This is a genomic window from Achromobacter sp. UMC71, from assembly GCF_014170305.1.
Classification (GTDB): domain Bacteria; phylum Pseudomonadota; class Gammaproteobacteria; order Burkholderiales; family Burkholderiaceae_B; genus Achromobacter.
In genome coordinates this window covers 1-17,171 of the sequence record NZ_LZZT01000013.1, presented here as the reverse complement: position 1 = coordinate 17,171, position 17,171 = coordinate 1, and the positions used below count along the sequence as shown (strand labels likewise).

Genomic DNA, 17,171 nt, shown 5'->3' with positions numbered 1-17,171 from the left:
AGGCATGGCGCTTGCGCCGGCAGGGGCTGGGCGTCGGCTGGATTGGGCTGGCGCGGCGTAAGGAGAGGCAAATGAGCCACATCGATGCAAAAAAGACAGCGGCCGGCAAGACGGACGCCGCGCGGGCAGACACCGGCAAGGCGGATGCCGCCAGGACCGGCGACGGCAAGGCGAACACGCCGCGGGACGACACCGACGCCGCCAGCCGTAGCGGCCAGTTCGGTTCGGACAAACCGGGGTCGGACAAGGATTCCGCGCCCAAGCGCGGGGCCGACAAGAAGCCGCATCCGGGCGGACCGGAATATGAGGAAGGCGGGCAGTATCCCGGCACCCGCAAGCCGGGCGCGCGGGGCTGAAGCGACAGGCGACGGAGGCGGACCGCCGCCGTCAGTCGCGCGGTCAGTCGTCTTCCGCGCCCAGCCGGAACAGCAGCACCACGCAATGCAGCGCCGCCAGGCCAACCAGGCCGTAGGCGACGCGCGTGGCCATGGCCGAGGGCAGCACGCGCGCAAAGACATCCAGGTTGACGGCGGCAATCAGGCCGCAATTGACGCCGCCGGCGACCAGGGCAATCAACGCGATCCAGTCCAGCGGCCGCAAGCCGCGCCAGCCGCCGCCATCGGGCACGGCGGCCTCGCCCGGGACGGCGGGCGTTTCGTTGTCTTCGCCATAGGCGTACATGGTCTGTTCCTTTGCCGGCGGCGGCAATGCGCCGCCGCCGGGCCGAATGATGTTCGCGCGTGCGGGTACGCCGCCTCAGCAAGCCGCGTGCCGCGCGCAGGCGGGCATGGCGGTTGCTGCCTTTGCGGCGGGGCGGGCAGCGGGTCTGCTGACAGGTGATTGCCCTGTCCCTGAATATCCGCCCGCCGTGCGGGCAAGGAGACCATCATGACCAGGAAGACGCTGATGCAAGGGCTGGCCGCGGCCTGCCTTTTCGGGCTGCTGGCCGCGCCGCTGGCGGCCGGCGCCGCCGGGTTGCCGGACGCGGATAGTCATTTCCTGCAGGCGGCCGCGGCGGCGGATGCCTTCCAGGCGCGAGCCGCGGCGCTGGCACACGACCGTGCCGCCAGCACAGAGGTACGCACCTTTGCCGCCAAGATGCAGTCGCAGCATCAGGCCGGCGCTGCGGACCTGCAACGCCTGGCCCGCAGCAAGCAGGTAGCCTTGCCGGACAAGCCCGAGCCAGCCGACCAGCGCACGCTGGACGGCCTGGCCGGCAAGACCGGTGCGGCGTTCGATGCGCTGTATATCGATCAGGTGGCGGTGGACGCGCACGTCAAGACAGTGGCCCTGTACCAGGATGCGGCCAAACAGGCCGGCGATGCCCAGGTGCGCGAATTCGCCGCCCGGGCCGCGCCCGCGTTGGCCGACCATCTGGCGCTGGCGCGGGCGCTCAAGCGCGATCCGGCCGCCAATCAAGAACGGATGCCACCCGCGGCCAAGGATGAGCCTGCGGCCATTTCACCGGCGGCGCGCGAGGCGCCGGCCTCGGTGGCGCCGACCAAGTAGGGCGCCCTTGGCACGAGACCAGGCACGCCACTTGCTGAAAGGACGCCGCGCGCGCCGTCCGGCGTTGACGCTTTATCCACGCAATGAGGAATAGCCATGAACAAGGACCAGGTGAAGGGCCGTGTCAACGAAGCCGCAGGCAAGGTGAAGGAAGTGGCCGGCAAGGTCACGGGCAGCACGTCGACCGAACTGAAGGGCGCGGCCCAGAAGGTCGCGGGTAAGACCCAGGCGGCATACGGCGACGCCAAGGACAAGGCGCAAAAGTAAAAAAACGGGACGCGCAGGTAAAACAGGCATGCAGGCGCCGCGCCCCGGCGGGCGCGGCGCTCGTGTCTATTGCTGCCGGCCCACGATGACGCCGAACAGGAAGGCGGCGCCGGCCACCAGGCCAACCGCTTGCCAGGGGCGCGCGTGGATGTATTGCTCGGTGCAGTCCAGCGTTTCTCGCACCATGTCGTGCGCCGTATCGGATGCGTCGCGCAGACTGCTGCGCGCGTCATGCAACTGGTCCGCCAGGCGCGCCTTGAGCGCCTCGAGGTCGGTGGAGGTTGCGTCGCCGAGCGTGGCCTCCAGATCGTCGATCCAGCTTTCCGGATGCCGCCGGCGCCGGCGTGTGCCGCGGTCGTCGGGGCCGTGCTCGGGAAAGTCGGAGGGTAGCGGGGTAGGGTTGTTGGCCATCGTTAGCTCCTGGGGGGGTGTGGGGGGAATTTCCTTTTTACCCAGCAAGCGCCGCGCCTGCCATCAACGCCACATCCGCTTGCAATTTTTGGACGCCGCGACGCGTCAGGCCGCCGATGCTTTGGCGGCGAAGTTCACGCGCGCTTCAAGAAAGCCAGCAGCCGGCGTTCGTCGGCGCTCAGGCCGCGCGGGCTGGCGGGCGCCACGCCGCGCGGCGGCAACTGCCCCGCCAGATAGGTGTCGATGATCGACGGGTGCACGTAGCACGCACGGCACACGGCCGGCGTGTTCGCCAGGCGTTGCGCGACCGCCTTGATTACCTCCACCACTTCCTGCCGGGCCTGGCGCTCGTCGACGTAGGGCCGGCGTTGCAGCGCGGCGTAGGCCAGCACGGAGCCGGCCCAGGTGCGGTAGTGCTTGGCGGTGAAGTCGGCCGCGCCGGCTTCGCGCAGATAGGCGTTCACGGACTCCGAGTCCACGGCGCGGGGCTCGCCGTTGTCGTCCAGGTACTGGAACAGCTGCTGCCCGGGAATATCCAGGCAGCGCTTGATCACGCGGGCGATGCGCCTGTCGGTCACGGTCACATCGTGCTCCACGCCGCTCTTGCCGCGAAAGCGAAAACGCAGCCGGTCGCCGCTGACCGTGGCGTGGCGCCGGGTCAGGGTGGTCAGGCCGTAGGAACGGTTCGCGCGCACGTATTCGCGGGCGCCGATGCGGATCAGCGTGTCTTCCAGCAGCTGCACCACCACCGCGATCATCTTCTCCTGCGCCAGCCCCTGGGCCTGCAGATCGCGCCGCACGCGGTTGCGGATGCGCGGCAGGCGGGCGCCGAATTCGGTCAGGCTCTGGTATTTGTCGGCGTCGCGCAGCCGGGCCCAGGCGGCGTGGTAGCGGTACTGCTTGCGGCCGCGCGCGTCGCGCCCGGTGGCCTGCAGATGGCCGTGGGGCAGCGGGCAGATCCAGACGGATTCATAGGCCGGTGGAATGGCCAGGGCGCGAATGCGGTCCAGCTCGTCTTTGCGGGTGATGCGCTTGCCGGACGCATCCAGGTAGCGGAAGGTCGTTCCGTCGACGCGCACGCGGGTATAGCCGGGCCGGGTGTCGTCCATGTAGACCAGCTTTGCGGCGGCGGGCGCCTGCGGTTTGACTTGCCTGCGCTCTGGCATCGTGCCCTCCTGAAGGTCGCGGCAGCCCTCGCAAGCCGTGTGCCCAGGGCATGGCCGCCGGCCCGGGCACGCCGCTTGCTGACAGGCGGTTCACGGCAATACAGGAGCTTTGCATGGCGAAGACACTACAGGACTTCAATGTGGCCATCCTGGTGGTGGATGGCTTTGAACAGGTCGAGCTGACCGGCCCGCGCGACGCGCTGCACGAGCAGGGCGCCCGTACCGTCATCGTATCGGCCAAGCGCGGACCCGTGCAGGGCATGAAGCACAACGACAAGGGCGACCGCTACGAGGCGGACCTGATGTTTGCCGAGGCGCGCGAGGATGCGTTCGACGCGGTCCTGTTGCCGGGCGGCGTCGTCAATGCCGATGAGATCCGGCTGCATCCCAAGGCGCGGGAGTTCGTCCATGCGATGCACGAGGCTGGCAAACCGCTGGCCGTGATCTGCCATGGCGCCTGGTTGCTGATTTCCGCGGGCTTGGTCAAGGACCGCAAGATGACCAGTTGGCCGTCGCTGGCCGATGACCTGCGCAATGCCGGCGCCGACTGGGTGGATGAAGAGGTGGTGGTGGACGGCCGGTGGATCAGCAGCCGCAAGCCGGATGACATCCCCGCCTTCAACCGGGAATTACTGCGCGTATTTGCGCTGGCGCGCCGTTGAGTGCCGGCGCGTTGCCGGATTCGCGCGGCCGGAGGTTTCCGGTCGCGCCCAAAGCAGCACCTTTACAGGAGAGTGCCATGTCAGCCGATCTGTTCTTGCATGTTCCGCCCAAGCCGGACCCGATTCCGCCGGGCTCGCCGCCTGGCGATCTGCCGGTCGATCCCGATACCGATGAGCCGGAGGTGGATCTGCCGCCGCTCGAGCCGCCGGTGAAGGAAAAGCTGTCGCGGACCCGTTGGACCCATTAATGCGGCTTGGCCGCAACGACAAATCAACCAAGAATAAAGGGTGAAGCCATGTCCACCATTTTGCTGATCATTCTGATATTGCTGCTGGTCGGCGCCGTGCCGGCCTGGCCGCACAGCCGCAGCTGGGGCTACTACCCCAGCGGCTTGCTGGGGATCGTTGTCATCGTGCTGATCGTGCTCTTGCTGATGGGACGGATATAGCGCCGGGGCGCCCCAGCGTTTTCCGGCGGTTCAGGCGCGCCCGGCCTGCGGCCTGGGCGCCTGGGCCGCCGCTTGCCGTCCGCGGTGCTTGAGCCGCCGGCGGCTGATCCAGATCACCAGTCCCGTCACGAAGAACAGCAACGGCAGCAGTCCCAGCACAGCAGTCAGGATGCGGGTGGGCAGCCCGAAGAGACTGCCGGAATGCAGGGGAAACATCACGGCCAGGAAACGCTGGCCGGCCGTGCCTGACAAGGGGTCGGCCGCCGACACGCGTTCGCCGCTGCGCATGTCGATGAACAGGCGCAGGGTGCCGACCGGTTGCCAATCGTCAGCGCGGCGCACGCGGGCCTGGTAGACGCCGCGCGCGGCGTCACGGCGCAGCATCACCAGTGTCGCGTCCGCGGGCGCCAGTTCGCGCGCCTTGGCGGCCGCGCCATCCCAACCCAGTTCCGGGTCGCCCGCGGCCAGCGGCGCCAGCGCCGCCGCGCGCGCGTCGGCCGGCACGTTGGCCACGCTGGCGACCAACTGCCGCCCCAGTTGCGGCAACCCCATGAAAAAGCCCGAGCCGGCCACCACCAGCAGGAACACCGCCGAGATCAGGCCCGCCGCGCGGTGCAATTCATAGCTGGTGCGAAACGCGCCGACCCCGCGCGTGACCGACACCGACCGGCGCCAGTGGCCGGGCCGCGGCCAGGCCAGGTACACACCTGCCAGCAACAGCACGATCCAGGCCACGGCCAGCCAGCCCAGCACCTCGCGGCCGGTCTTGCCCTGCAGCAGCGTCATGTGCCAGCGCAGCAGCAGCGGCATCAGGTGGGCGCGGTCCAGCGACACCGCATCGCGGTCGCGGCTGGCCAGCAATTGGCCCGAGCACGTGTCGACGCCGGCTTCGTTGTCGGCGGTGGCGGCGTGCTTGAATTGCACCCGGTAGCTGTCGGCGGGCGCCTCGGGCAGCGTGATGGCATTGATGCTGGCGCCCGGCCAGGCCTGCCGCACGGCATGGGCGGCGGCCGAAGGCGGCAGCGGGGCGGCGCAGACGCCGGTGCTGTTGCGCAGCATGGCCGAATTCAGCCAACTGTCCAGTTCGTGGTCGAAAGCGAGCAAGCTGCCGGTCAGGCCGGCCAGCACCAGCACCCCCCCCAGGATGAATCCCACCCACCGGTGCAGGGTGGACAGGGCGGTGCGCAGGGACTTGCGTAGCTTGGCTTTCATGACGCGTTCAAAGGCGGGACAGTCGGGTGGCGCGCAATTGTACCGAGGCGTAATATCTGGCAGCTAATTTTGGCGCCACTGGCTTTCATGCCGACGACATGGCCGCGCTGCCCAAGCTGGAGCTGGTCTGTCCGCTGGGTGTGGGCTTCGAAAACATCGGCCTGGCGGCGGGTGCCGCCGGGTCCCAGGCCCTAGTGCGAGAACATGATCGGCACGGTCATGCTTTTCAGGATCGACGCCGTGGCGCCGCCCATCGCCCATTCGCGGAACTTGCTGTGGCCGTAGGCGCCCATCACGATCAGGTCGGCGCTGTGGTCGGCCGCCGCGTTCAGGATGGTGCTGCCGACGCCTACACCCTTGATGTCGCGACGCACGTGGCCGGGCGCCGGCATGCCCTGGGCGATGCAATAGGTGGCCAGGTCTTCGAACGGCACGGCTTCGTCCTTGCGCGTGGCGGCGCCTTCGTCCATGGTCAGCACCGCCAGGTGCGAGGCCGAGCGCAGCAGCGGCGCCGCGTCCGCCAACGCGCGGGCCGCTTCACGGCTGCGGTCCCAGCAATACAGCACGCGTTCGCCCACGACAGGGAAGTCGCCGCTGGACGGCACCACCAGCACGGGACGGCCGGCGGTCAGCAAGGTCTGTTCGACGAATTCGGTTTCGTGCGCGGCTTCGATGTCCTCGCGGTTCTGCTGGCTGACGATGATCAGGTCGCTGCTGCGGCCGAACAGCGCCACGCTGGCGCTGGGCGTGCTGTCGCCGGCCCGCACCACCGCCGGCACGTCGGCCCTGGCCGCGGCCTCCAGGAAGGCGTTCTGCACCGCGCCGCGGTTCTGTGCCTGCAGGTCGCGCATCACGCTCAGGGTCTTGGACATCAGCACCGATTCGCCGTAGTAGTACTGCGGCGGCGCCGAGCTGGCGTAGATGCCGACCAGTTCGGCCTTGTGGCGCTTGGCCAGGGCCAGCGCGACCTGGGTGCGGCGTTGGCAATCGAACCCGTGGTCCAGGTGTACGGAAATGCGGCGATACATGGCGGCCTCCTTTTCAGCGCGACAGGCCTTTATCGTGGCGCGTCCCGGCCATTGCGCCTTTGACCCGCGTCAAGCAGGACGCAGATTGACGGGGCTGGCGCAAACGCGGGCCCCTTGCGGTCCGGCGGGCCGGGGTCTCAGGCTTGCTGCACCCGTTCGCGCAGTTGCCTGACCTGGCGCGCCTGCTGGGCAATGCGGTCCAGCGGGCCGGCCAGGCCCGGCGCGGCAGCCGCCAGCGCGGCTGGCACCGCCAGTTGCCGGATGGCCGCGGGGGGCTCCGCCTCCTGCGGATGCAGGGCATGCGCCAGCACCAGGCCATAGTCGCGCAGGGCCGGGGCAGCGGGGCTGTCCGGCGGCAAGGCGGGCTGGATCTCCAGCACGGTGCCGGCCGCGGTGACCCGGCGCATGGCATTCAGGAGATTTACCGCAGTGTCCACGTTGCGGTCGCGGTGCACGGGGTTCTGCTGCAGGCGTTGCAGCGAGGCCTCGGCGTTGTCGGCCGACAGGCAGGCCAGGCGGCGCAAGCCGACGATGTCCTGGCCGCCGCCGGCGCCGCTCTTGTCCTGCGTCAAGGCCTGGGCATAGGCGGCGTGGCGTTCCAGCGCGCGGCTGAGCGCGCCGGCCAGTTGGCGCGGTTCTTTCTCGGGCCACACCAGAAAGCCCACCAGCAGGGCCAGCACGCCGCCCAGTACGCTGTTGAAGGCGCGCAGCGCCGCCAGCATCGGTTCGTAGATGTCGGGTTGCTGGATATGGCTGACGAGCACGAACTGCGAGGTCAGGAAAAAGGTGAACAGCGCGTAGTGGATGGTACGGGCGGCGAAAGTGCCCAGGGCGATGGGCAGCACCGCCAGCGCCACCGACAGCGGCGTGCTCAGCAGCAGCCCCAGCAGCGACGCGCCGATCGCGCCGGCCACGCTACCGATCACGCGCTCGACGGTGCGCTTCCAGGTGGTGGCGAAATACGGCTGCAGGATGAACACCAGCGTCAGCGACATCCAGTAGCCGTGGTTGACGGCAAAGGTCTTGGACAGCGCCACCGCGATGGTTGCGCCGATGCCCACGCGCAGCGCATGGCGGAAAGCGTCGGATTCAAAGCGCAGGTTCTGGCGCAGGCTGCGCCAGGCCGCGCGCGCGGGCGATTCGGCGCGCGCGGCCAGCGCGGGGGCATCGGGCGCGCCGTCCCGGTCGAACAGCGCCTGCATCACGGACTGGGCGTTTTGCTGCATGCGGTCCAGTACCGGCACCATGGTCGCCAGGTCCGGGGCGTAGGCCATGGCCGCGCCGCGCAGCTCGTGCAGCCCCGCGCCAAAGTGCGCCAGGCGTTCGCGCAGGCATTCGGCCTGCTTGGCATCGGTGACGTCCGAGGTGCTGGCGATGGCGTTGGCGACGCTGGCGTAGCGGTGGAACGCATGCGAAAGGTTGGCGCCGGCGCCGCGGCCGAGCCAGCGCGGCGCGTTCGATTCCAGCAGGTCCGCCGCGGCCACCAGCGCAATGAAGCTGTCCTCGGCGTTATCGAGCAGGTAGAACAATTGCTGGGCCCGGGCCCGCCGCGACGGGCGCGCGTCCTGCACCTCGCGGATGCGGCCGCGGGCGGCTTCCAGCGCGGCGCGCAGGCTGCCGCGCTGCGCCCGGGTGACGGCGCTCCAGGCTTGCGGACCGCCGGCGGGCGCCAGGCCCGAATACAGGCGCGCCAAGGCGTCGGCAAAATCGGCCAGGCCGCGATAGCAATGCGCCACCGCGTGGGTCGCGTCCTTCCAGGGGCGGCGGCGCCAGACCAGGGCCGTCATCAAAATGGCCCACAGCGCGCCCGCTACGAAGAACAGGGTATATGACAGGCTGGCCGCCAGGGTGGGCGCGGGCAACTCGGCGGCCACTACGAAACCGGCCGACAGCAGCGTGCCGACAATGGCCGCCGCCGGCCCCAGCACCCGCAACAGGCCGCCGAAGGTGCAGCACAGGAAGGTCAGCGGCAGCAGCAGCCACAGATGGCCGGCGCTGATGCTGGCCAGAAAGCAGAACAGCGCGCCGATCAATCCCAGCGCCAGCATTGACCCGGCGCGCTGGCGCAGCGGGCCGCCCGGATCGCCGAAGCAGGCCCAGAACGCGGCGATGGCGGTCCAGCCCAGGCGGGGTTCGTGCACCAATACGGCCAGGATGACGGGCGCGGCGCTGATGGCGGCGGCTTGCAGGGCGTCCAGCCAAAGAACATTGCGCAGGGAGTTGCGCCAACGGGAGAGCAGGGTAGTCACTCGGAAAATACGACGGCAATGGGGCCGGATCGGCGGAAAAGACGCAACGCTACCATGTCGACAAGACAAAAAAATAATGAATTTTCAGAGCGTCCGATTATTGGGATTTTCATGAATACACGGCGTTGAATACTCATGGTTACATATGTGTGACTTTGGCGCCGCAAGGGAGCACAATTGCCTGGAATAAATGTTCGAAATCGCATAAAAAACAATGGCGATCAAATGAGATAGCGATTGGTACATAACGCTAGGCAGTAAGAATATCCATCCCTGCAAGCCGAATGTGAATATTCATGTCCAATGTGCCTCGGTCTGCGCCCGGACAGCGCAGGCCGTACTCCGGGGCGCTTCAGGAGCGAACATGATGCCAAATCACGAGGCTTCCACAAGCTCGGTGGTCAGCGACGAAGAAGTCGCTGCCATGATTACCGGCAAAGAGGGCCTGAGGGTGCTGCTGCAACCCCAGGTCGATTTATTGACCGGCCGTATCGTATCGGCCGAAGCGCTGGCGCGCTGGCAGCACCCCCGGCTGGGCATCGTGATGCCGGCCGAATTCATTCCCACCGTCAATCGGCTCGGGCTCGACCGCATCTTGTTTGAACGGGTCGCGCAGCGGGTCATCGACATGCTGCAGACCATGCGCCGCACGGGGATGGCCATACCGGTGGCCATCAACGCGCCGGCCTCCACCTTGTCCGACGAGCGTTCGGTCGATTTTCTGCTGACCCGTATTCACGCCGCGGAATTGCCGGCGTCGCTGCTACGCGTTGAATTGACCGAAGACCAGCCCATCAAGGAACTCGAGGCGTTGCGCGCCACCTTGGCCCGCCTGGAAGAGGCCGGTTGCGAGGTCAGCCTGGACGATTTCGGCACCGGCCACGCGTCCCTGAAGCTGCTGTCGGCGATTCCGCTGTCCGAGGTCAAGATAGACCAGTATTTCGTGACCCGCATGCGCCGTAGCGCGGTGGCGTTCGAGGTGCTGCGCACCGCCGCCGAATTGGCGACCCGGCTGGGTTGGCGCGTGGTGGCCGAGGGTGTCGAAAACGTGGCCGACATTCCCGCCTTGCGGGCCGCGGGATGTCGTTACGGCCAGGGCTACGCGCTAGGGCGGCCCATGCCGCTGGAAGACCTGATCATGCGGCTGCGCATGCAACGCGATGGTGGCGAGCCGCTGGCGGCGCCGGCCAGCTACGCCTCGGCCTGGCTGGACGCCTTCGACCCGCAGGACGCAGAAACCGGGCTGCCGGTGCACGTCACGACGCAATAAGGGCCAGGGCTGCACGCTCGCGCCGCCGCCATTTCTACTCGTCATTCCCCTAATTTACCGGGGCCGGACCGGCCTTACGGGGCGGCGCGCGCCGTTCGCCCAGGCGGCGGCGCGGTTGGGCACGGCAGTTGCTACGTCAGGGTTGGCGGAATGGTTCCGCCTACTAGGAGACTTGCAATGGCAAACCCGAATCAGCCCGACCAGCAAAAGCAGCCCCAAAAGCAGCAAACCCAGGAAAGCCCGAAGGACGGCAACAAGTCCCCGGGCCAGCAGCAGCCCGGTCAGGGCGGCCAGCAAATGGACAAGGACGGCAAGCCGGGCCAGCAGCCTGGCCAAGCCGGCCAGCGTCCGCAGACGCAGCGTTGATGCGCTAGCAATACCCGATTGAGCCCGCGTGGCAGCGCCTGATGGCGTTCGCCGGGTGAGTAGCGGCGATGCCCGCGTGGACTATCCGCGCGGGCATCGCCGCATCCGCCGTTTGGATGGTCATCGCCTTGGTGGCCCCGCACCGGTAATGGCGCAAGCCTTGCGCCACGGCTGGGGCGTCGGTAAGGTGCCGGGGGGGAGGGCCGCAGGCGCTCCGCGGGGCCCGAGTCGCGGCCCGGCCATCGAACAGGATCTTCAATGGGCACGAATACCGCTACCGCGCGCCGCCGCTCGCCTCTGGGCATGGCGCTGGCCATCATCGTGCTGGCGGCCGCCGTGCTGGCGGTGCTGGCGCTGGCCGGCACCCGCATCGTCGAACTGCGTATCGCCAATATGCTTGGTCCGCGCGCGCAGGTGGGCAACGTGCAGGTCGGTTTCAAGCAGCTGGTGCTGACCGACGTGAAAATCGCGGGTAGCGCGGATGCCGCACCGGCGAGCGCGCGGCGCGTGGTGGCCGAACCTGAATGGACGTCATTCCTGCGGCACGAGGCCGTGTTCCGCAAGATCACCATCGAGGGCTTCGATTTTGCCGTGCTGCGTACCCCGGATGGCGACATGCAGATATCCCCGGCACTGCAAGCCGCGTTGCGCGAGGCCGACGGCGGCAGCGATGGCGTCACGCGCCGCAAGCATCCCATCCGCGCCGACGACATCGTGCTGACCGACGGCCGGCTGGACTTCCTGGATGCCGCCATCGCCAAGCCGCCGCACCGCATTCCGTTCAATCGCGTATCGGCCCGCCTGACGCCACTGGTGCTGCCGGCCGGGGGCCAGCGCAGCGACATGGAATTCAAGGGCTCGGTCGAGGACAACCGCAACGGTGCGGCTACGGTCACCGCCACGGGGTCGCTTGAAGTCGGCGGCACCGACGCCGATATCAAGGTGGCGGTGCGCAACATGGATATCCGTTACGCGGCGCCGTATCTGGCCGAAAACGGCGCGGGGTCGCTGTCCGGCGGCGCGATGGACCTGGACATGCAGACCCGCATCGCCAAGCGCCAATTGAAGGCGTCCGGCGTGGTGGCGTTGCGCGACCTGAAATTCAGCGGCGACGGCTCCTTGTTCTCGTTGCCGCGCAAGGCGGTGCTGGCCGCCATGCAAGACCGCAGCGGCGCGCTGCGCATGGAGTTCAGCCTGTCCGGCAGCCTGGACAACCCCAAGTTCTCGGCGTCGCGCGGGTTCGCGGCGCAGATCGCCCGGGGTGTCGGCCACATGATCGGCGTGGGCGCCGAAGGCGCGGCCGGCGGCGTCGCCGGCGCGGTCAAGGACGTGGGCGACGCGATCTCCGACCTTTTCTCGCCAAACGATCAGAAGCGGTAGTTCGCGCTGAGCTCCACCCGGCGTCCTTCGCCCAGCAGCCATTGCGTCTGGTTGTAGTAGGCGGTTTCGGCGTACTGGCGGTCAAACACATTGAACGCGCGTAGCGCCAGTGTCAGGTCGCGGCGTGGCTCCCATTGCAGGGCCAGGTTGGTCGTGGTGTAGCCCGCCATCTCCAGCCGGTTGGCGGCATCGGCAAAACGCCGGCCCACGTAGCGCAGGCCGGCGCTGGCGGTCCATCGCGGCGCGAACTTCCAGCTGACCCAGGCATTGGCCACGCGTTCGGGCACGTCGGTGGGCACGTTGCCGGCTCGCGAGACGGCCGTGCCGTTGACCGATTCGCTGAAGTCGTCGTAGCGCGCCCGCAGCACCGCGGCGTTCAGGTCCACCCGCCAGGCCGGGGTCAATTCGACGCCCAGCGTGGCTTCCAGCCCGCGCGAGGATTGCTCGCCCACCTGGATGCGCAGCGACGGGTCGTTCGGGTCGCGCGTCACCAGGTTGTTCTTGCGGATATGGTAGGCCGCCAGGGTCCACTGGCCCATGTTGTCCCAGAACGTCTGCTTGACGCCGACCTCGATCTGGCGCCCCTTGGACAGCTCGAAATCCTTGTTGGCCGGCGACAGCAGCAGCAGGCTGCCGATCGGGTCGGCGGCCTCGGCATATTGACCGTAGACGGACAGCGTCGGCAACACGTCGTAGACCGTGCCGATGCGCCAGCCGACGTTGTTGAAGGTGGTGTCGAAGGCCGTCTGCCCGGCGACCAGGTCGCGCCGCTTCAGGTCGATGTGGTCGTAGCGCAGGCCACCCAGCACCGACCAGCGCTCGGTCAGCATCAGGCGGTTTTCGGCGAACAGGGCGTACTGGTCGGCCGTGTTGCGGTAGCGCGGCGTGGTACCGGCCACGTTGATGAAGCGGCCATGGTCCACGTCGTATGGGTCCACCAGCGACGTGCCCGAATAGGGCGAGTTGTTGGTGTGCTTGAGCGAGGCGCGGTTGACTTCAAACCCCATCGCCACCTTGTTGGCCAGGCCGAACAGGTGGCCGTCGAAGCTGGCGTCGGTGACGGTGCCGACCTGTTCCTGGTCGTGGCGGATGTCGGTGTAGGCGCTGCGCTGGATCAGGCCGCTGGCCGGCTGCCACGTATAGTTTTCGGCGTCGCGGTAGTCGCGGTCGCTGCCGATGTAATAGACGCGGCTGCGCACCCGGGTGGCGGGATTGGGCGTCCATTCCGCCTTCAGTTCCGTGCGGCTATCGCGGTAGATGATCTTGCTGTCGGCGGCGTTGTAGTTCTTGCCGCGCAGGCTGTAGTCGATATCGCCGTTGATCAGCGGCGTGCCGAAGTAGCGCATCGGCTCCTGCCAGGCATAGGCCTGGGTCAGGGTGAAGTTCAGCTCGGGCGACACGTCCAGGCGCAGCGCGGCGGTTACGGCCAAGTCGCGCGAATCGCCAAGGCTGATGCCCGAATCGCTGTGGTTGCCGCTGATGTCCAGCCGGTACGACCACTTGTCGTCCAGCGCACCGCCGCTGCCAAAGCCCAACCGCTGCGTGTCGTGGGTGCCGATAGTGGTCTGGATCTCGTTTTCGATCGGGCCGCGGGTGGGCTTCTTGGGAATCACGTTGACCACGCCGCCGATCGCGCCTTCGCCATACAGTACCGACGCCGGGCCGCGCAGGACTTCGATGCGGTCCACGGCCCAGGGGTCGTAGATGAACGTCTGGCCGACGCCGCCGAACTGCCGCACGCCATCGTACAACTGCGCCACGGAATTCGAATCGGTGAAGCCGCGCGACGACAGCGACGAGCCGCCGTTGCCGGGATGGCGCATGGCGCTGATGCCGGCCGCCTGGGTGATGGCGTCGGTCACGTTGACCGCGCCGCGTTCACGTAGCTGCTCGTTGCTGATGACCTCGATGCTGGCCGGGGTGTCGAAGGGCGTCAGGCCCAGCAGCGTACCGGTGCTGGCTTGTTCCAGCAAAGTGGCGGAGGGCGCTTCGGCCGAGACGGAGATGGCCGGCAGCGTGGCGATGCCGCGGGGCGCGGCAGCGGGTGCGGGGGCAACGGTCTGCGCGTGCAGCGCGGGCGTGAAGGCGAGCGCGGTCCAGACGGCCACGCGCCGTTTCAGGACGCGGCGCGTCCTGGCGGAAGAAAAAGACATGGAAACTCTCGGTAAGCCAATAAAGCCGCAAGGGGGCGGCGGAGCGACTAGCTGAGGACCGAGACAAACGGAGGGGCGCGGGCGCCTAGCGGCGGGCCGCGCAGGAAGCCTTCGGCGACGGGCGGCGGCGCGCGCGCGGCCAGCGGATGGGCCATGACGGCGCTGCTGGCCAACCGCGGCGCAGGGGACGGCGGTAACGCCAGCGCCGCCAGCATGGCGCCCATCGGGCAGGCGGCAGCCTGGGCCGCATGGCGTTCGTCTGGGGCATCGCCGTGCTTGGCGGGACCGGCCACCCAGATGGTGCCAGCAGCCGAGCATAGCTGGATCAGCGTGCCTTGCTGGGCGGCGGGCATGAAGCCCTGCGGCACCAGCGCCTTCAGCGCGAACAGCGCCAGCACCAGCCAGAGGGTGGCGGCGTTGCGGGCGATGGACAGGAACGGGCGGCGCATGGTCGGCGCCCATTCTAGAGGGTTTTGGGGGCGTCGTCGCCCTTGCGGCGGGCCTGGGCATGCGACGCATCGCCGCATGCCGCCAGGCTGGCGCTTGCGGCGTTACACCGTCCTGGCGGCCCAGAATGCCGTGCGGATGCCGGGCGCGGCGGCAATGCGGGCGGTGACGCGGTCCAGGTCCAGTTCGTCCACCGAGGCTTCGCTCAAGGCCGCTTCGATCTCGACCTCGTTCTCGCCGAACTGGTCGATCTTCAGTTCCGACAGGGGCAGCTGTTCGTCTTCCAGCACGTCTTCCAGGACGGCCATGGCGGCTTGGCGCTGGTCGACATGGGCGATGACGTGGATGACGGTGGTGACTTCCGTGGTCTGTGCGTCCACCGGCTGGCGGTTGACGTAACTGACCACTGGCCGCAGCAGCGTGTTGGCCGCCAGGACAAAGGCGGTGGCCGCCACCGCTTCGAGGATCAGCGAGGCGCCCGCGCAAGCGCCGATGGCGGCCGAGCCCCACAGCGTCGCCGCGGTGTTCAGGCCGCGAATGCTGCCACCTTCGCGCATGATGGCGCCGGCGCCCAGGAAGCCCACGCCGGACACAACGTACGAGACGACGCGCGCGCCGCCATCGGGGCCGCCGATGCGAAATGCCATGTCCACGAAAATGGCCGCACCCACCGCTACCAGGGCGTTGGTGCGCAGGCCAGCAGTGCGCTGGCGGACTTGGCGCTCGAAGCCCACGATGGACCCGAGCACGAAGGCCGTGGCCAGGCTGATCAAGGTGTTGGCCAGCGTCAGCAGCTGGATGTTTTCGAAGTTCTTCATCTTGTTGTTCTCGGGTGCAGCATGTGTTGGGGTACTGCCGGCCAGAGGCTGGCGGCGCTCAGGGCAGTTGCCAGACCGAGAGCGCCGTCAGCACGAAGGCCAGCAGCCAGATGAGCAGCAGGGCCGCCACGCGGGCGACGAGGAGGCATTTGTACGGATCTTTCATGACAGTCTTCTTTCCGTCACTCGGTTCCGTCGTTCAGGCCGGCAGCACGGCGATGCTGGCGCCGGCTTCGTTTTCCCAGTGGACCCGGCGCACGTCGGGGCTTTGGCCCAGGCGCAGCGCGACGGCGTTCAGCAGGCTGCGCAGCTGCGGCGGGCATTGCAGCGTGACCGTGGTGCTGGCCAGCTGGCCGGCATCCTGGCGCGAGATGCGCACGTTCAGCACGCGCAGGTCCAGGGCTTGCAGCTCGTAGTACAGCTGCTTGCGCAGCACGTTCAGCGTGTCGGCGACGCTGACGATGGTGAATTGGTAGGTGGGAGCCGAGGGGCGGGCAGCGGGCGCGGCAGCGTGGGCCGCGCCGCGCGCGGCGGCGGCTCCGTCCAGGAAAGGGAGGAATTTCTTGATGCGCATGATCGTCTCCAGGGGGAGTACGGTGGAAGGTCCACATGCATGCGCCGCTTGCCCGCTACGTGGCGGGCGCAACAAAGCCCGCGAATCGCGTCGGTAAAGAGGGTCTTAGGGGGAGGGCTGCGGCCTGGGCAGTGCGCGCATCGCGCGGGGGCTGTCCGAGGCCGAATGGCCTTGTCCTGGCTTTACGCAGGACTCGGCAGAAAACTCTGCGGATCCTGCGTCAAGCGGCGCTAGCAGTCGTGTATCGACTACATCCGTCGTTGTCCACATTGATCTCGGGGTGGTTGAAAGTGCTGCGATTATAAGAAGGGATTAGGGAAAACACCAAGAAAAAAATGGACCCCAAGACGGAGCCCACGGGGATCGGCTGTTCAGTGCGCGGCTTCAGCGCGCTCCGGCGTAGTACTGGCCCAGCGCGTCGACCTCGGCGTCGGTCAGGCGCTGCGCGAACGCCCGCATCACGCCCACGTCGTCGTTCTGGCGCGAGCCGTTGCGAAAGGCGTTGATCTGGTCGGCGAAATACTCCTTGGACTGGCCGGCCAGCCGGGGCAGCAGCGGCCCTTCGCCCATGCCGCGCAGGCCGTGGCAGTTGGCGCAGGCGGGCAGGGCGCGCGCGCCGTCGCCCACCTGATCCAGCTTGCGCGCCGCCTCGCCGCCGGCTTCCCCGACGTGCAGGGGCGGCCCCGCCAGGGTGCCGTAGTAGGCCGCCAGTTGCCCGATCTCCTGCTCGGTCAGGGCCTGGGCGATGGTGTTCATCAGCGGCTGCTTGCGCGTGCCCTGGCGGAAGTCGGCCAGCTGCTTGGCGACGTATTCCGGCGTCAGGCCGGCGAGGTTGGGGAAGATGCCGCTGGCGGGCGTGATGCCGGCCTGCCCGTGACAGGCCACGCAAGCCTGGACGCCGGCCGCGGGCTTGCCGGTGGCGGCCAGTTGCTTGCCCGCCGCCGGGTCCGCGCCCTGCAGATAGCCTTCCCAGGCGGGCCGCGAGGCGCTGAAGTCCAGCGCGCTGCGGCCGGGGACGGGGGGAGGCGGGGCGGGAAGGCTATCTGCAGGGCGCGGACCCGGCGGCGGGCAAGCAACTGGCCGCCACCGGCAAGCCCGCGGCCGGCGTCCAGGCTTGCGTGGCCTGTCACGGGCAGGCCGGCATCACGCCCGCCAGCGGCATCTTCCCCAACCTCGCCGGCCTGACGCCGGAATACGTCGCCAAGCAGCT

The 17,171-nt window shown here is 68.4% G+C and carries 20 protein-coding genes; 9 read left to right on the top strand and 11 right to left on the bottom strand.

Annotation, left to right across the window (positions count from 1 at the left end; all coding sequences use genetic code 11):
* Nucleotides 1-71: 71 nt before the first annotated feature.
* Entirely contained in the window at nt 72-356 is a 285-nt protein-coding gene (locus tag A9974_RS05745) for a hypothetical protein (RefSeq protein WP_255468045.1), read from the top strand.
* A 43-nt stretch (nt 357-399) separates the two neighbouring features.
* Here A9974_RS05745 and A9974_RS05740 read toward each other — a convergent pair whose 3' ends face one another.
* Nucleotides 400-681, bottom strand: coding sequence for a DUF378 domain-containing protein (locus A9974_RS05740; protein WP_183003194.1), 282 nt, complete (start codon nt 679-681; stop codon nt 400-402).
* A gap of 207 nt (nt 682-888) precedes the next feature.
* On the opposite strand from A9974_RS05740, the gene A9974_RS05735 reads away from it, so the two are divergent.
* Both A9974_RS05735 and A9974_RS05730 read left to right on the top strand, forming a co-directional pair.
* Complete coding sequence (locus A9974_RS05735) at nt 889-1,509, top strand: DUF4142 domain-containing protein (RefSeq protein WP_183003193.1); 621 nt, start codon at nt 889-891, stop codon at nt 1,507-1,509.
* 96 nt (nt 1,510-1,605) lie between these two features.
* On the top strand, nt 1,606-1,776 hold the full coding sequence (locus tag A9974_RS05730; protein ID WP_183003192.1) for a CsbD family protein: 171 nt from the start codon (nt 1,606-1,608) through the stop codon (nt 1,774-1,776).
* Nucleotides 1,777-1,842: 66 nt separating this feature from the next.
* Here A9974_RS05730 and A9974_RS05725 read toward each other — a convergent pair whose 3' ends face one another.
* Together A9974_RS05725 and A9974_RS05720 are read right to left on the bottom strand one after the other, a co-directional pair.
* On the bottom strand, nt 1,843-2,187 hold the full coding sequence (locus A9974_RS05725) for a YqjD family protein (RefSeq protein WP_183003191.1): 345 nt from the start codon (nt 2,185-2,187) through the stop codon (nt 1,843-1,845).
* A gap of 134 nt (nt 2,188-2,321) precedes the next feature.
* Nucleotides 2,322-3,353 carry a DNA topoisomerase IB gene (locus A9974_RS05720; protein ID WP_183003190.1) on the bottom strand — a complete coding sequence of 344 codons (1,032 nt, stop codon included), beginning with the start codon at nt 3,351-3,353 and terminating at the stop codon, nt 2,322-2,324.
* Between the two features lie 113 nt (nt 3,354-3,466).
* On the opposite strand from A9974_RS05720, the gene A9974_RS05715 reads away from it, so the two are divergent.
* The 3 genes from A9974_RS05715 (at nt 3,467) to A9974_RS05705 (ending at nt 4,464) form a co-directional block, all read left to right on the top strand.
* The gene (locus A9974_RS05715; RefSeq protein WP_183003189.1) at nt 3,467-4,015 is read left to right on the top strand and encodes a type 1 glutamine amidotransferase domain-containing protein; all 549 of its coding nucleotides are present in this window, start codon (nt 3,467-3,469) and stop codon (nt 4,013-4,015) included.
* Between the two features lie 77 nt (nt 4,016-4,092).
* Nucleotides 4,093-4,263: a hypothetical protein gene (locus A9974_RS05710; RefSeq protein WP_183003188.1), complete on the top strand. Its 171-nt coding sequence runs from the start codon at nt 4,093-4,095 to the stop codon at nt 4,261-4,263.
* Between the two features lie 48 nt (nt 4,264-4,311).
* Nucleotides 4,312-4,464: a DUF3309 family protein gene (locus A9974_RS05705; protein ID WP_183003187.1), complete on the top strand. Its 153-nt coding sequence runs from the start codon at nt 4,312-4,314 to the stop codon at nt 4,462-4,464.
* A gap of 30 nt (nt 4,465-4,494) precedes the next feature.
* Here A9974_RS05705 and A9974_RS05700 read toward each other — a convergent pair whose 3' ends face one another.
* From A9974_RS05700 to A9974_RS05690, 3 genes are all read right to left on the bottom strand, one after another.
* Nucleotides 4,495-5,676 (bottom strand): PepSY domain-containing protein, encoded by a 1,182-nt coding sequence (locus tag A9974_RS05700; RefSeq protein WP_183003186.1) that lies wholly within the window; start codon nt 5,674-5,676, stop codon nt 4,495-4,497.
* A gap of 191 nt (nt 5,677-5,867) precedes the next feature.
* Nucleotides 5,868-6,704 carry a universal stress protein gene (locus A9974_RS05695; RefSeq protein ID WP_183003185.1) on the bottom strand — a complete coding sequence of 279 codons (837 nt, stop codon included), beginning with the start codon at nt 6,702-6,704 and terminating at the stop codon, nt 5,868-5,870.
* 137 nt (nt 6,705-6,841) lie between these two features.
* On the bottom strand, nt 6,842-8,953 hold the full coding sequence (locus A9974_RS05690; RefSeq protein ID WP_183003184.1) for an FUSC family protein: 2,112 nt from the start codon (nt 8,951-8,953) through the stop codon (nt 6,842-6,844).
* Between the two features lie 364 nt (nt 8,954-9,317).
* On the opposite strand from A9974_RS05690, the gene A9974_RS05685 reads away from it, so the two are divergent.
* The 3 genes from A9974_RS05685 (at nt 9,318) to A9974_RS05675 (ending at nt 11,969) form a co-directional block, all read left to right on the top strand.
* Nucleotides 9,318-10,223 carry an EAL domain-containing protein gene (locus A9974_RS05685; RefSeq protein WP_183003183.1) on the top strand — a complete coding sequence of 302 codons (906 nt, stop codon included), beginning with the start codon at nt 9,318-9,320 and terminating at the stop codon, nt 10,221-10,223.
* A gap of 177 nt (nt 10,224-10,400) precedes the next feature.
* On the top strand, nt 10,401-10,589 hold the full coding sequence (locus tag A9974_RS05680; protein WP_183003182.1) for a hypothetical protein: 189 nt from the start codon (nt 10,401-10,403) through the stop codon (nt 10,587-10,589).
* A gap of 258 nt (nt 10,590-10,847) precedes the next feature.
* Nucleotides 10,848-11,969, top strand: a complete 1,122-nt coding sequence (locus A9974_RS05675) for a DUF748 domain-containing protein (protein ID WP_183003181.1) — start codon at nt 10,848-10,850, stop codon at nt 11,967-11,969.
* Here A9974_RS05675 and A9974_RS05670 read toward each other — a convergent pair.
* The 5 genes from A9974_RS05670 to A9974_RS05650 all read right to left on the bottom strand — a co-directional run bounded on the left by A9974_RS05670 (nt 11,957) and on the right by A9974_RS05650 (nt 16,888).
* Nucleotides 11,957-14,122: a TonB-dependent siderophore receptor gene (locus A9974_RS05670; protein WP_183003180.1), complete on the bottom strand. Its 2,166-nt coding sequence runs from the start codon at nt 14,120-14,122 to the stop codon at nt 11,957-11,959. The genes A9974_RS05675 and A9974_RS05670 overlap by 13 nt on opposite strands.
* A 47-nt stretch (nt 14,123-14,169) precedes the next feature.
* Complete coding sequence (locus tag A9974_RS05665) at nt 14,170-14,571, bottom strand: DUF2946 family protein (RefSeq protein ID WP_183003179.1); 402 nt, start codon at nt 14,569-14,571, stop codon at nt 14,170-14,172.
* A 102-nt stretch (nt 14,572-14,673) separates the two neighbouring features.
* Nucleotides 14,674-15,387, bottom strand: a complete 714-nt coding sequence (locus A9974_RS05660) for an MgtC/SapB family protein (RefSeq protein WP_183003178.1) — start codon at nt 15,385-15,387, stop codon at nt 14,674-14,676.
* Between the two features lie 199 nt (nt 15,388-15,586).
* The gene (locus A9974_RS05655) at nt 15,587-15,961 is read right to left on the bottom strand and encodes a hypothetical protein (RefSeq protein WP_183003177.1); all 375 of its coding nucleotides are present in this window, start codon (nt 15,959-15,961) and stop codon (nt 15,587-15,589) included.
* Between the two features lie 384 nt (nt 15,962-16,345).
* Nucleotides 16,346-16,888: a c-type cytochrome gene (locus A9974_RS05650; protein ID WP_255468047.1), complete on the bottom strand. Its 543-nt coding sequence runs from the start codon at nt 16,886-16,888 to the stop codon at nt 16,346-16,348.
* Nucleotides 16,889-17,171: the final 283 nt, after the last annotated feature.